This window comes from Mycetohabitans sp. B2, from assembly GCF_021733735.1.
Classification (GTDB): Bacteria; Pseudomonadota; Gammaproteobacteria; order Burkholderiales; family Burkholderiaceae; genus Mycetohabitans; species Mycetohabitans rhizoxinica.
In genome coordinates this window covers 50784-63998 of sequence record NZ_JAHKSP010000015.1, presented here as the reverse complement: position 1 = coordinate 63998, position 13215 = coordinate 50784, and the positions used below count along the sequence as shown (strand labels likewise).

13 protein-coding genes and 1 tRNA gene are annotated in these 13215 nt (G+C 60.9%); 6 read left to right on the top strand and 8 right to left on the bottom strand.

The genetic code is table 11. The features are described from left to right. Positions 1 to 32: 32 nt before the first annotated feature. Entirely contained in the window at positions 33 to 269 is a 237-nt protein-coding gene (locus KPG66_RS02700) for a hypothetical protein (RefSeq protein WP_237069941.1), read from the bottom strand. A 155-nt stretch (positions 270 to 424) separates the two neighbouring features. On the opposite strand from KPG66_RS02700, the gene KPG66_RS02695 reads away from it, so the two are divergent. Next, positions 425 to 763, top strand: coding sequence for a hypothetical protein (locus tag KPG66_RS02695; RefSeq protein WP_237069940.1), 339 nt, complete (start codon positions 425 to 427; stop codon positions 761 to 763). Here KPG66_RS02695 and KPG66_RS02690 read toward each other — a convergent pair. Together KPG66_RS02690 and KPG66_RS02685 are read right to left on the bottom strand one after the other, a co-directional pair. Next, the gene (locus KPG66_RS02690) at positions 733 to 2019 is read right to left on the bottom strand and encodes an exonuclease domain-containing protein (protein ID WP_237069939.1); all 1287 of its coding nucleotides are present in this window, start codon (positions 2017 to 2019) and stop codon (positions 733 to 735) included. The two genes, KPG66_RS02695 and KPG66_RS02690, sit on opposite strands and share 31 nt — an antisense overlap. A 174-nt stretch (positions 2020 to 2193) precedes the next feature. Continuing rightward, positions 2194 to 2397, bottom strand: a complete 204-nt coding sequence (locus tag KPG66_RS02685; RefSeq protein WP_237069938.1) for a cold-shock protein — start codon at positions 2395 to 2397, stop codon at positions 2194 to 2196. 1316 nt (positions 2398 to 3713) lie between these two features. Here KPG66_RS02685 and KPG66_RS02675 point away from each other — a divergent pair. Beyond that, the gene (locus tag KPG66_RS02675) at positions 3714 to 4856 is read left to right on the top strand and encodes a porin (RefSeq protein WP_237069936.1); all 1143 of its coding nucleotides are present in this window, start codon (positions 3714 to 3716) and stop codon (positions 4854 to 4856) included. A gap of 157 nt (positions 4857 to 5013) precedes the next feature. Here the strand turns inward: KPG66_RS02675 and greB are convergent, their stop codons facing one another. Next, positions 5014 to 5574: a transcription elongation factor GreB gene (greB, locus tag KPG66_RS02670; RefSeq protein WP_237069935.1), complete on the bottom strand. Its 561-nt coding sequence runs from the start codon at positions 5572 to 5574 to the stop codon at positions 5014 to 5016. A gap of 162 nt (positions 5575 to 5736) precedes the next feature. On the opposite strand from greB, the gene KPG66_RS02665 reads away from it, so the two are divergent. Continuing rightward, positions 5737 to 5813, top strand: a tRNA-Arg gene (locus tag KPG66_RS02665). A 160-nt stretch (positions 5814 to 5973) separates the two neighbouring features. Here the strand turns inward: KPG66_RS02665 and KPG66_RS02660 are convergent. The 4 genes from KPG66_RS02660 to KPG66_RS02645 are packed head-to-tail and all read right to left on the bottom strand — an operon-like array spanning position 5974 to position 10356. Continuing rightward, entirely contained in the window at positions 5974 to 8442 is a 2469-nt protein-coding gene (locus KPG66_RS02660; RefSeq protein WP_237069934.1) for a RelA/SpoT family protein, read from the bottom strand. 50 nt (positions 8443 to 8492) lie between these two features. After that, the gene (gene rpoZ, locus KPG66_RS02655; RefSeq protein ID WP_013434417.1) at positions 8493 to 8696 is read right to left on the bottom strand and encodes a DNA-directed RNA polymerase subunit omega; all 204 of its coding nucleotides are present in this window, start codon (positions 8694 to 8696) and stop codon (positions 8493 to 8495) included. Positions 8697 to 8721: 25 nt separating this feature from the next. Further along, positions 8722 to 9405: a guanylate kinase gene (gene gmk, locus KPG66_RS02650; RefSeq protein WP_237069933.1), complete on the bottom strand. Its 684-nt coding sequence runs from the start codon at positions 9403 to 9405 to the stop codon at positions 8722 to 8724. A 9-nt stretch (positions 9406 to 9414) separates the two neighbouring features. Further along, positions 9415 to 10356, bottom strand: coding sequence for a YicC/YloC family endoribonuclease (locus tag KPG66_RS02645; RefSeq protein ID WP_237069932.1), 942 nt, complete (start codon positions 10354 to 10356; stop codon positions 9415 to 9417). 191 nt (positions 10357 to 10547) lie between these two features. Here KPG66_RS02645 and rph point away from each other — a divergent pair, with 191 nt between their 5' ends. Genes rph through hemW form a run of 3 tightly spaced genes read left to right on the top strand, consistent with a single transcriptional unit; the run spans position 10548 to position 13170 of the window. Further along, entirely contained in the window at positions 10548 to 11279 is a 732-nt protein-coding gene (gene rph / locus KPG66_RS02640; protein WP_237069931.1) for a ribonuclease PH, read from the top strand. Further along, the gene (gene rdgB / locus KPG66_RS02635) at positions 11276 to 11896 is read left to right on the top strand and encodes an RdgB/HAM1 family non-canonical purine NTP pyrophosphatase (protein ID WP_013434412.1); all 621 of its coding nucleotides are present in this window, start codon (positions 11276 to 11278) and stop codon (positions 11894 to 11896) included. Before rph ends, rdgB begins: the two co-directional genes overlap by 4 nt. Then, the gene (hemW, locus tag KPG66_RS02630) at positions 11890 to 13170 is read left to right on the top strand and encodes a radical SAM family heme chaperone HemW (RefSeq protein ID WP_237069930.1); all 1281 of its coding nucleotides are present in this window, start codon (positions 11890 to 11892) and stop codon (positions 13168 to 13170) included. The genes rdgB and hemW overlap by 7 nt, the downstream gene beginning before the upstream one ends. Positions 13171 to 13215 lie beyond the last annotated feature (45 nt).

Genomic DNA, 13215 nt, shown 5'->3' with positions numbered 1-13215 from the left:
CCCGCCGAGCCATTGTTGTGCCTGCCGTCTCCTCAATCATTCTGGCCTCGCCCTGCCGGTGCACGCCGTTGCATCCCGATCCACTGCTGCCGTCCCCCGGATTCACTCCAGCCGTGACCCAGCCCATGCGTTTCAATCGTCCAGCATGAAGATCCTGCGTCCGTCGTCGCATCCCCCCCAGCCTCGTCACGCGCCCTACCCGCCGCGGCATTGGCCACAATCGTCGGCAGCTTGTTCGCACTGATGCCCGTTGCGTCGAATACCAACACCAATGCTGACCCAGCGATGACCAATGTGGTTGCGCTGGCCGCGCGGCGCCTGGCCCTTGCGAAGCCCGTCGCGAAATGGAAGTGGGCTCACCACCGACCGATCCAGGGCGCACCGCGGAAGCAGGCGCTACTGTTCGACATCACCGCAGCGCGCCGTGCGTCACGGCATCGATGAGGAATTTGCCCGACAGTTCTTCGAGGACCAGATGGCTGCGGGCGAGCAGTTGCAAGCAGCGCTTTGCGCACAGTGGCGCGATGCGCCGCCCGACGGCCCGGGCCCCGACCTCGCCACGGTGACCCAACCCCAGCTCGATGCGCTCGACGCCACCTTGCTGCCGGTGCTGGCGCGCGTGCAGGCACGACGCGGCACGCCGGATTGCCCGATCCGCGTGGCCCGGGCACTGGTCGACTGGAAAATGATGACGGTCTATGACGCATCGCGCTGCGCAACGCGATGTCCCGTCTATGCGCGAGCGGCGGCGTCGGCGCAGTAGGGTGAAGCAGCGTCTGGCAGCGCCAGCTGGCCGTGGCGGCCCTCGACCGGTGCCACGTCCGCGAGCCGTTCCACGACCAGCCCGCCCCGCGCCAACCGCTGCGCAAGAATCCGGGCAATCGCTGCATTGAAAGTCGGCTCCACAACGCCCAGCAGGCCGGGCTGAGCCATCGCGGCCTGCGCAGGCTGGACAATATCGCGTGCGTCGCTGCACGCTATGCGGGGCTGCCGATGTGCATGGAGCAACGCGCGTGCGCGATCCAAGTCGGCGGCGGATCCGAGATATTGCCACGCGTCTAGCAGATGTACTCCCTGCGCATGATCGTGGCCTGAGCGCTCAATCAATGCGATAGGTCCGTCGTAGGGCCACGGCATCGCGCCACGCGGTAGCTGCACCGTTGCCGCCACGCGACGGCCGAACCTCGGGCGCAGCACAGCACTCCAATGCGCATCCGCCAGCAACAGCCCAACCTCGCCCACCACCGGATAGACGCGCACCTCATGCACACGCGCGGCCAGTTGCGCATCGCGGCTCGAGCGGCGCTCGCCAAACAACTGCATACGCACGCGTTGCCGCAGCTTGGCGCTCTTGCCTACATACAACGGCACGCCGTCGCTGTCGAACAACGCGTAGACGCCCGAACCGGCCGGCAACGCATCGGTCATCGCGTCGGCCCCGCCCCCGCGAATCAGGCGGCGCAGCGCTGCCTCGATGGCGGGGCGTGGATGCAGGGCATGGACACGCTGCCAAAACTGCCACACCAAATCAGCGTCAGCCAGCGCCCGATGCCGACCACACGCGCTCAGGTCCAGCCGCTGCGCGAGTGCGTCGAGCCCGTGCCGGCTTTCGCGCGGAAACAGGGCGCGGGACAGCCGCACCGTGCACAGTACATCGGGATCGAAGCGGATGCCGATCTGATCGAACGCTTTCTTCAGGAACCCGTGATCAAAGCGCGCGTTGTGCGCGATAAACAACTTGCCATCGAGTCGGCGCGCGAGTTCAGCGGCGAGCGCATCAAATGTCGGTGCACCGCGGACCATCGCATCCGTGATACCGGTCAACTGCTGCACAAATGGCGGGATAGGCTGCAGCGGATCGACCAGCGTGCTCCAGCGGCGAACGCCATCACGGTCAACTTCGATCACGCCCACCTCGGTGATGCGGTCGAGTCCAGGGCGCCCGCCCGTCGTCTCCAAATCCACAAACGCGAGTGGTCGTGCATCGGCATCGTGGATCAGGCTAGCAAGGTCGGTCATGGCAATGCAACAGTGGCATAAGGAACGCAAACGCGCCCATTGTCGCCTGAAATGACCGAATCCGCGCGTCGTCGTTGCACGGCGCACGGCCGAGAAAAGAAAAGCCCCGACGCGCGGAGCTTTGAGCTGCCGCCGACATGCATCAGCGGCCTCGGTCCCGGATCGGGCACCGCGTCACAACGGCCGGATGTTCGCCGCTTGCTTACCCTTCGGGCCATTCTTCACTTCAAACGATACGCGCTGGCTTTCCTTCAGCGATTTGAACCCTTCCGCGCGGATTTCGGAGAAGTGTGCGAACAGGTCCTCGCCACCCGAATCCGCAGTGATAAAGCCATAGCCTTTAGCATCGTTAAACCATTTGACGATACCAGTTTCCATAAATCGTGCTTCCCCTCAAGTGTTGACGTAACAAGCTTCCGTTCATATGCAGAAAATCATGAAACAAGGGTTCCCGCGTTATGCGGCAACCTCGCATCCTGAAAATCCAGCGGTGTTGTTATAAATAGAAACAGGACTGTACGTCAAGCAGAAAATAGGTAGCCGCGCGATTGACCCACTTTTATCAATCCCCCGGGCAAGCCCGCCCAGTGGGCCGCAGCAGCCCACTGGGCGAAATGTGCAACGATGTCATTGCAGCTTCCTTTAGCCGAATTGCACCAGTCGTTTTTACTTGAATCGCGATATTAAATTACGAATTGACAGAAATTTTTACCGCATCCGTGCAACAACACATGCAACAAATTGTAAGTGTTTACGCTGATTCTATTCCGAAGCGGTTCACGCGACTATTTATAGGAACCATTCGATGTAGCAGAGAGGCAATATGTCGCTGACGCCCCTTAAGCACCTTTTCGGCTGGCCACGGCATGATTCCCACCACGCTGCAGATCGGCCCAGCCCTGTGCCGATCACCGCCCCCGACCCCTCGGCCTTGCCCCGCTTCGATATGATTTGGCACGGCGATCACTGGCACAACCTGTTGTCGGCGCCGCTCATGGATGCACGTCATTACGTGACCGAGGATTGGATAGCCAGCGACTGGACATTGCACCGCTCGGCGGGTGCCTAGCGCCGTCGCGCCTCACCGGAATGAACCAACGGCATCGACACCGGCTTGATGCCCGGCATGCCAGCCACAACGACCCGGCCACCGGTGCACTGGCGCGCCGATGCGGTGAGCGACGGCGCAAAAAAAGCGCGATCAAGACGACCGCGCTGAAGGTTTGGAGATCTTTTTCAGAAGAAAAAGCTGCTAGGGAAAGCAGTGATTGCAGTATAGCGAAACCGGCGCATCCCATGTTAATTTATTCGGCAATCATTTATTGTAGCCGCCGAAACAATAGTCGCGACTCATTAATTGCCCATTGGTTCCCTTCATTCAGCTGTCGTACAAACACAACGTCAAGCGCTCGTCCACTCTTGTCGAAATTGAGTTGAATCGCTGCTCAGCCTTGCTACATAAGGCTCTGCGGGACGCCACCAATCATTTCATAATCGTCAATATATTGTTGCAAGATTAGGAATGGTCGCATCACGACCGGGTCTTTACACTTTGCCTTTCCAGGAAACAGGTGCGTCATCTGGCTAATCGTTTGAATGCCGCACCACTTGAAATACATGCTGCCGACTCACCGGTGGCCTCGTTTCCTCAAAGCTTGGGTAAGGTTTCCCATACGTATTTGGAGTTCACAAAGATGAAAAAGACTCTCATGGTTGCGGCCCTGTCGGGCATGTTCGCGACGGCGGCCCACGCGCAGAGCAGCGTGACGCTGTATGGCTTGATCGACGCTGGCATCACGTACACGAACAGCCAAGACGGTCGCTCGAACTGGCAGGAAACCAGCGGCTCGGTGAACGGCAGCCGTTGGGGCCTGCGTGGCGCTGAAGACCTGGGTGGTGGTTTGAAGGCGATCTTCACGCTGGAGAATGGGTTCAACATTGGTAATGGCGACGTAGCCCAAAACCGTCTCTTCGGTCGCCAAGCCTTTGTCGGTCTCGCGTCGGATCAGTACGGCGCCGTCACGCTGGGTCGGCAATATGACTCCGTCGTTGACTACCTCGGCCCGCTGGCATTGACCGGCACGCAATACGGCGGCACGCAGTTCGCGCACCCGTTCGACAACGACAACCTGGACAACTCGCTGCGCGTCAACAATTCGGTGAAGTATCAAAGCCCGAACTTTGACGGCTTCAAATTCGGCGCATTGTACGGTTTCTCGAACCAGGCGGGCAACTTCGCGAACAACCGGGCGTACAGCGTCGGCGCGTCGTATAACTACGGTCCGTTGAACGTGGCTGCCGCGTACTTGCAGCTGAACAACAATACGCCGATCACGGGCAGCGCTTTGTCGAACCTGAACGGCGCCGTCTCGGATGACGACGCCACGTTCGGCGCTGGCCGTCAGCGTACCTGGGGCGCAGGCCTGAGCTACGCGTTCGGCCCGGCAACGGCAGGCTTCGTGTTCACGCAAACGAAGCTGAACAATGCGTTCGGCATCGCGAACACCGGCGCTTCGGATATTGGTCTGCCCGCCAACAGCGACCTGCGCTTCAACAACTATGAAGTCAACGGCCGCTACAACCTGACACCGGCATTGAGCGTCGCGGGTGCGTACACGTACACCGACGGCAAGCTCAACGGCGAATCGCCGAAGTGGCATCAATTCAGCCTGCAAACCGCGTACGCGCTGTCCAAGCGTACCGACGTGTACCTGCAAGGTGAGTACCAAAAAGTTGTCGAAAGCAAGACCGGCTTCACCGCAACCATCAACGGCCTGGCTCCGTCGTCGTTCGACAAGCAAGTGGCTGTGACCGCTGGCCTGCGTCACCGCTTCTAAGCTTAAGCGGACAGGACGCTAGTCGTCCTGTGCACCAGCCCAAAAGGCGCCTTCGGGCGCCTTTTTTACGATCTATTACTCTGCCGCGAGCGCTGTCGTGACAGCAGCCCACGAGCGCTCGTGACAATAGCCCACGTGCAGCGACACCCGCACGCACTCAGTGCGTAGCGGCCGGATAGTGCACGTCGAGGATATCGATTTGCTCAATCCCGCCTGGGGTGTGGAGTGGCACGGTGTCCCCGATCCGCGCTTTCAACAGCGCCCGCGCAATCGGCGAGATCCAGCTAACTCGCCCCCGGTCCAGGTCCACCTCATCGACGCCGACAATGGTGATCTGGTTCTCAGCGCCGTCGGATGTTGCATAGTGGACCGTTGCACCAAAGAACACCTGGTCGGTGTTTTCCTGTCGGCTGCTGTCAACGACCTCGGCTAAGTCGAGCCACTTGGTCAGGAAACGGATGCGCCGGTCGATCTCGCGCAGACGCCGCTTGCCATAGATGTAGTCGCCGTTTTCGGACCGATCGCCGTTGGACGCGGCCCACGATACCATGCGCACGACCTCGGGCCGCTCAACGTCGATCAACTGCAGCAACTCGTCCTTCAAGCGGCGGTAGCCCTCGGGCGTCATATAATTTTTTGCGCCAGCCGGCATTTCCGGTTGCGGCAGCTCGTCGTCTTGCGCCGAATCATCGCTTTCCTTCACAAATGCTTTGTTCATTGTGCAAGCTCGATTGAAATCATGGAATACCTTTTGACTATTATACGAACGGGCAAACGCCTCATGGCCGACATCCGGCGTCCGCTCGTCACCGGTATGCAAAAAAAATCGCGACAGGGGCTTCACATCTTCGAAGAAGTTGCTATAATTCCACTTCTTCGCGCGGCTGTAGCTCAGTTGGATAGAGTACTTGGCTACGAACCAAGGGGTCGTGGGTTCGAATCCTGCCAGCCGCGCCACTTCTTCAGAAAAAGGCCTTCCAATCGGAAGGCCTTTTTGCTTTGCATGACATGGACGGACATCGCACCGCACAAGTCATCGTCTGGCGGTCCTGCGGCAGCCCGTAGCACTGGGGCAATATGCCAAGAACAGCCGGGGCGCGCGCCGTCCCGTTACGCGTCAATAGTCACCACGGTCACGCTCGATGCGCATTCCACCGTCGTGCCGAGGGTGGCCGTCGTCGGACGCCCGCTCTCGACCAATCCGGATCACATCGGAATTGGTCCGGGTCCGTCGGATCACATTCGCCAAATGGACCCGGTCACTGACCTGGATCAAAAAGCGCAGCACCATCGATTCCTGGGCCAGATCCTCATCCATCGCCACGTGCACAATATTCGCATCGGCGGCCGTGATATCAGCGGCCACGCGTGCAAAAACGCCGCGCGTGTTCTTGACCAGCACCTTAACCGCCACATCGAACAATCGTCCCGGCTGCGGCGCCCACGCGACATCGATCCAGCGACTGGGATCGCGCCGATGAATACGCTGCGCGACACGGCAATCGGTCGTATGGATCGACATGCCGAGGCCCATCCCAATGTAGCCCATGATGTCGTCGCCGGGAATCGGCCGGCAGCAAGGCGACAGTTGCACCGCCATCCCCTCCGTCCCGGTGATCAGTACCGGCGGCCCGCCGCTGGCATGCGCCGGCGCATCGGGGCGAGAGTTTTCGTCGGAGTCCCCATCGCGGCCGCTGAGCAACAACTCGATCCGCTTGGCGAGCACCGCTGCAACGCGACGTCCCAACCCGATATCGGCGAATACTTCTTGCTGCGACTTATTGCCGGTCGCGTGCGCGATCTTGTCCCAGATCTCCGGCGTGACTTCGGCAAGTGACAACCCATACGCCTTGAGTACCTGTTCGACGAGCCGCTCACCGAGCTGCACCGACTCGTTCAAGCGCATCGTCTTCAGGTAATGGCGAATTGCCGAACGCGCCTTGCCGGTCCGCACAAACGCCAGCCAAGCGGGATTCGGCTTCGAGTACGGCGCCGTGATGACCTCGACGATATCGCCACTCTTAAGCTCGGTGCGCAACGGCAACAACTCGTTGTTGATCTTGACGGCAACGCACTGGTTACCCAGATCGCTATGCACTGAATACGCGAAATCCAACGCCGTCGCGCCACGCGGCAGCGCCATGATCTTCGATTTAGGCGTGAACACGTAGACCGCGTCTGGAAACAGGTCGATCTTCACGTGCTCGAGGAACTCGCTGGAGTCGCCTGCCTCGCTCTGGATGTCGAGCAACGATTTGAGCCATTGATGCGCCCGCTTTTGTACGTCGTTCAGATCCGCGCTGCCGTTCTTGTACATCCAATGTGCCGCAACGCCCGCCTCGGCGATCTCATGCATCTTCAGCGTGCGGATTTGAAACTCGATGGGCGTGCCGAATGGGCCGACCAGTGTGGTATGCAGTGACTGGTATCCGTTGACCTTCGGTATCGCAATGTAGTCCTTAAACTTGCCCGGCACCGGCTTGTACAACGAATGCAGTACACCGACCGTCATATAGCATTCCATCGGCGTGTCGACGACCACACGAAAACCGTACACGTCGAGCACCTGCGAGAACGACAACTGCTTGTCGCGCATCTTTCGATAGATGCTGTAAATCGTTTTTTCACGCCCGGTCACGTCAGCATCGATCTTCGCGTCGGCCAGCGAACGCTGCACCGCCTCGAGAATTTTGCCAACCACCTCCCGCCGGTTGCCGCGCGCCGCCTTAACAGCCTTCTCGAGGGTCGCATACCGGCGCGGATTAAAATTCGCGAAACTGAGTTCCTGTAACTCACGATACGTATTGTTGAGGCCGAGCCGATGCGCAATCGGTGCGTAAATATCGATCGTCTCGCGTGCCACCCGCCGACGCTTCTCAGTTGGCACTGCGCCAAGCGTGCGCATATTGTGCCGCCGGTCGGCAAGCTTGATCAGGATGACGCGCACGTCCCGCGCCATCGCAAGCAACATCTTACGGAAATTCTCCGCCTGCGCGTCCTCGCGGTTGCGGAACTCCATCTTGTCCAACTTGGACAGCCCGTCGACCAGTTCGGCTACCTTCGGCCCGAAACGCTCAGCCAGTTCCGCCTTCGTGACGCCCTGGTCCTCCATCACGTCGTGCAGCAGCGCGGCCATGATCGACTGCGCGTCCAGCTTCCAGCCGGCGCAGATCTCGGCCACCGCCACCGGGTGCGTGATATACGGCTCGCCGCTTTGCCGGTATTGGCCCAGGTGGGCCTCGTCGCTGAAGTGAAACGCGGCCTTGATCTCCTTGATCTCGGCCGGTGTCATGTACGAGCCTAACTCTTCGGTCAGCTTGGCGATCGATACGACTTCGTGCTTGCGTGGCTGCTCGGGCGTCGCAGTCGGACCGAACAGGTGCCGAAACGATTGTTCGAGCACCGCATCGATGTACGCGCGTGCAGACGACGTTTTGGTCGCCACGCCAGCGCCGCCCGCAGCGTCCGCGCCGGCCGGCGACGCGCACGGGCGTTTCGCCCCGGCCTGCGGGCGCCGTGCCGCGGCCTCGTCAGCCGCGCGCGCGGCACACGACAACGTGGAGGCGTGCGATGGATTGGAACTCATTTGCGCCTCCAGGTCTGTTGCGTTGTGTCGTCACATGGTGGATGTGCCGGTCAGACCGGCACTTTCTTCAACATCTCGATGCCGACCTTTCCTTCGGCAATCTCGCGCAGCGCGAGTACCGTCGGCTTATCCTTGCTTTCGATCTTCGGTGTGTGGCCCTGCGCGAGTTGGCGCGCACGATACGTCGCCGCAAGCGCAAGCTCGAAGCGGTTCGGGATATGTTCCAGGCAGTCTTCGACGGTAATGCGAGCCATATTGGAATTCCTTGTTGCTATAAATCTATTTTAACTCACCGCGCGATCCATCCGCCTGCGATGAGTGGATGCCCAGCTCGACGAACAGCTTCTCGTGGCGTGCGCGCTGCGATGCGAAACGCAGCCGCGTCGCGGCGACCACGGTCTGTATTTCGGTCAACGCACGATCGAAATGCTCGTTGATTAATACATATTCAAATTCGGGCGCATGCGCGATCTCGCTGCCGGCGGCCAGCAGCCGGCGCACAATCACGTTCGGCTCGTCCTGCCCACGCTTGCGCAGACGCTCCTCGAGCGCGTCAAGCGACGGCGGCAAAATAAAGATGCCGACCGCGTTTCGGAACTGCTTACGCACCTGCTGCGCGCCCTGCCAATCGATTTCGAGCAGCACGTCTACGCCACACCTCATCTGCTCTTCGATCCACACGCGCGACGTACCATAGTAATTGCCATGGACTTCGGCACTCTCGAGAAATTCACCCTGGGCATGACGCTCGAGGAAGTCGGACGCCGGGATGAAATGATACTGAACGCCGTTCGTCTCGTTCGGCCGCGGCGGCCGGGTGGTGTACGACACCGATAGCCGGATCGACGGGTCGCGCGCCAATAGCGCGTTGACCAACGTGGACTTGCCTGCGCCGGACGGCGCGACCACCATGAACAGGTTACCGGGATATTCTCCGGCATAGGGATTGCGATTGTTCGTCATCGTGTTGGACTATTCCAAATTCTGAACCTGCTCGCGCATCTGCTCAATCAGCAGCTTCAGCGTCATCGACGCGTCGGCCAGTTCTTTCGCCGCGGCCTTGGACCCCAGCGTGTTCGCTTCCCGGTTCAGTTCCTGCATCATGAAATCGAGCCGCTTACCTACCCGGCCACCCTTTTCAATCACGTGGCGAGTCTCAGCCAAATGCGCACCCAGCCGCGACAGCTCCTCGGCGATGTCGATTCGGATGCCGTACATCGTCACTTCTTGGCGGATCCGTTCAGCGATTTCCTCACGTGAGACGAGTTGTGGCGAGCCGTCCGGCGCCGCCACGCCGAGTGCTGCTTGCAGCCGCTCGACAATTTTTTGCTGGTGACGCGCGACCAGTTCGGGCACCAACGGCGTAATACGGGTGACAATCGCCTCCATCTCGGTCACGTTGGCCAACAGCATCGTGGCCAATTGCGCCCCTTCGCGGCCGCGCACGTTGACCAGCTCGTCCACGGCCTGCTTACCGCATGCCAGCACTGCGTCGCGCAGCAATGCGGCCGACAGGCCGCTATCGGCGATCACGCCGGGCCAACGCAGGATTTCACCCGTGCGCAGGCCACCCGCGCCAGGAAACACATCGAGCACGGAGCGCTCCAGTGCCGCCAGTTGCAGCAGCGCGTCGCGATTGAGCGACCCGGCCAGCGCCACCTGCTCGCTGCGTTGCACGTTGATACGGATATCGACCTTGCCGCGCGAGAGGCGGTTCATCAGCATTTCACGCAACGTCGGCTCGCACGCGCGCACCTCTTCAGGCATGCGGAAATTGAGGTCGAGAAACCGTGAATTCACGGTGCGCAACTCGACCGATACGCTGGCAGTATGGGTACTGCTGCCGACCTCGGATGCGCCGTCGGCGACCAGTTCCCGCGTCACGCTCGCATAGCCCGTCATGCTGTAGATCATTGTGCGTCTCGCGAAAAGTTCCGGTAAAACGACAATTATCGCACTGAACGCCTACCTGCCCCCGGCAACGGCGGTCGGCATGGAGCGCGCGCATCCAGCTCACCGAGGACAATCCGCGTTTAGCGCTAAGATGCGGGTTTCGGGTCGGCACAGCTGACCTTCAACCGCATCCACTTTCCGACTGTTCCACTATGAAAGTTTCGACTTCGCGGCCCAGCGGCCGCGCCGCCGACGCACTGCGCGACGTGTGCATCACACGCCACTATACGAAGCATGCCGAAGGTTCCGTGTTGATCGAATGCGGCGACACGAAAGTGATTTGCACCGCTAGCGTGCTGGAAAAAGTGCCCGAATTCCTGCGCGATCGCGGGCGCGGCTGGCTCACCGCCGAGTACGGCATGCTGCCGCGCGCGACGCACACGCGCAGCGATCGCGAGGCGGCGCGTGGCAAACAGAGCGGCCGCACGCAAGAAATCCAGCGACTCATCGGTCGTGCACTGCGCGCGGTGTTCGACTTGGAAAAATTAGGCCCGCGCACGCTGCATATCGACTGCGACGTGATCCAGGCCGACGGCGGCACACGTTGTGCGAGCATCACTGGCGCATTCATCGCCGCACACGATGCGGTGGACACGCTACTGGCGCACGGCAAGCTCACCGCGACGCCAATCCTCGACCACGTCGCGGCGGTGTCGGTTGGCATCTACGGCGCAACACCGGTGCTCGATTTAGACTACGCGGAAGACTCGCACTGCGACACCGACATGAATGTGGTGATGACCGGGGCCGGCCGCTTCGTCGAGGTGCAGGGCACAGCCGAAGGCGAACCGTTCAGCCGCGACGAGCTGAACGCACTGCTCGATCTGGCCGAATCCGGCATCACGCGACTGATCGAGTTGCAGAAAAAGGCGCTGCAGCCATGAGCGGCCACCTCGGACCTGCGCTGTCGCGCATCGTGCTGGCGTCGAACAACGCTGGCAAGCTGCGCGAATTTTCTGCGCTGAACGCGTTTGGCATCGATCTCGTGCCGCAGCACGCATTGCGCGTGGGCGAGGCGCCCGAGCCCCATCCGACGTTCATCGAGAACGCACTGGAAAAAGCGCGTCACGCGTCACGCGTCACCGGCTTGCCCGCGCTCGCCGACGATTCGGGACTATGCGTGCATGCGCTGGGCGGCGCCCCGGGCGTCTATTCAGCCCGCTATGCGCAATTGGCCGGTGGCGAAAAATCCGATGCGGCCAACAACGCGCGCCTGCTCGACGTGTTGCGCGCGCATGCCGACCGGCGCGCCTACTACTATTGCGTGTTGGTGCTGGTGCGCCATGTCGACGATCCCGAGCCGCTGATCGCCGACGGTCGCTGGCACGGCGAAATCCTCACCGAGGCCCGCGGCGGGCACGGTTTCGGCTACGACCCGCTGTTCTATGTCCCCGCGCTGCAAGCAAGCGCCGCCCAGTTGCAGCCGGAAGTGAAGAACGCCCATAGCCATCGCGCGCTGGCGTTGGCAGAGTTGATCCGTCGATTGAAGGACACATGGTGAATCATCCCATAGCGGGACGTGCATCCGCACGTTTCTTACCGCTCGCGCACGCCGACGCGCCGGGATCGGGCGGCACGGTGACCGCGTTCATTGCGCCGGGACGCATCCGGCTCACCGCACTGCCGCCGCTATCCCTGTATGTGCATTTTCCATGGTGCGTGCACAAGTGTCCGTATTGCGACTTCAATTCGCACGCATTCACACGCGGCCCAAACGACGCACAGTTTCCTGAAACCGAGTATCTGGACGCGCTACGTGCCGACCTAGAAGCGGCGTTGCCGTTGATCTGGGGACGGCCGGTCCATACCGTGTTCATCGGCGGTGGAACGCCAAGCCTGCTGTCGGCACAGGCGATTGACCGGCTGTTGTCAGACCTACGCGCGTTGCTGCCACTGGACGCAGATGCAGAAATCACGCTCGAGGCCAATCCCGGCACGTTCGAAGCTGCCAAGTTCGCGAGCTTTCGCAGCAGCGGCATCAACCGGCTCTCGATCGGCATCCAAAGTTTTAACGACGCTCACTTGCAGGCACTGGGCCGCATTCACGACGCGGCGCAAGCCCGCCGCGCGGTAGAAATCGCGCACTCTAGCTTTGACAACTTCAATTTGGACTTGATGTTTGCACTGCCGGGTCAGAGGCTGGCGCAATGCCAGGCAGACGTGGAGACCGCGCTGTCATTCGCGCCGCCTCATTTGTCGCTGTACCACCTCACGCTAGAGCCGAACACCTATTTCCACAAGTACCCCCCTGCGCTGCCCGACGACGACACGTCGGCCGACATGCAGGAGTGGATCCATGCACGCACGCATGAAGCCGGCTACAACCGCTACGAAGTGTCAGCGTACGCCAGAGCGCACCGGCAAAGCCGGCACAACCTGAATTACTGGCAATTCGGCGACTATCTGGGTATCGGCGCAGGCGCGCATTCGAAACTGTCCTTCCCGGAACGGATTGTGCGACAGATGCGCTACAAACACCCCGCCACCTATCTGGCGCAGACCGCCGCGGGCGCACCGATCCAGGAACAGCACGAAGTTGGGGTGCGAGATCTGCCGTTCGAATTCATGCTCAATGCGCTGCGGCTGACGCAGGGCTTCCCAGTGCACCGTTTCATTGAGCGGACCGGGCTGACGATGACATCGATCGAGCCCGCCCTTGCGCAAGCTGAACGCCGTGGCTTGATCCGCCGCGATCATGCGAGTATCGCGCCGACGCCGCTCGGACAACGTTTCCTGAACGACTTGCAGGCATTATTTTTGAAGGATGACGCGTGATTCTGAAGGATGACGTGAACTGGCACGCATCGCCCATCTTGGCGG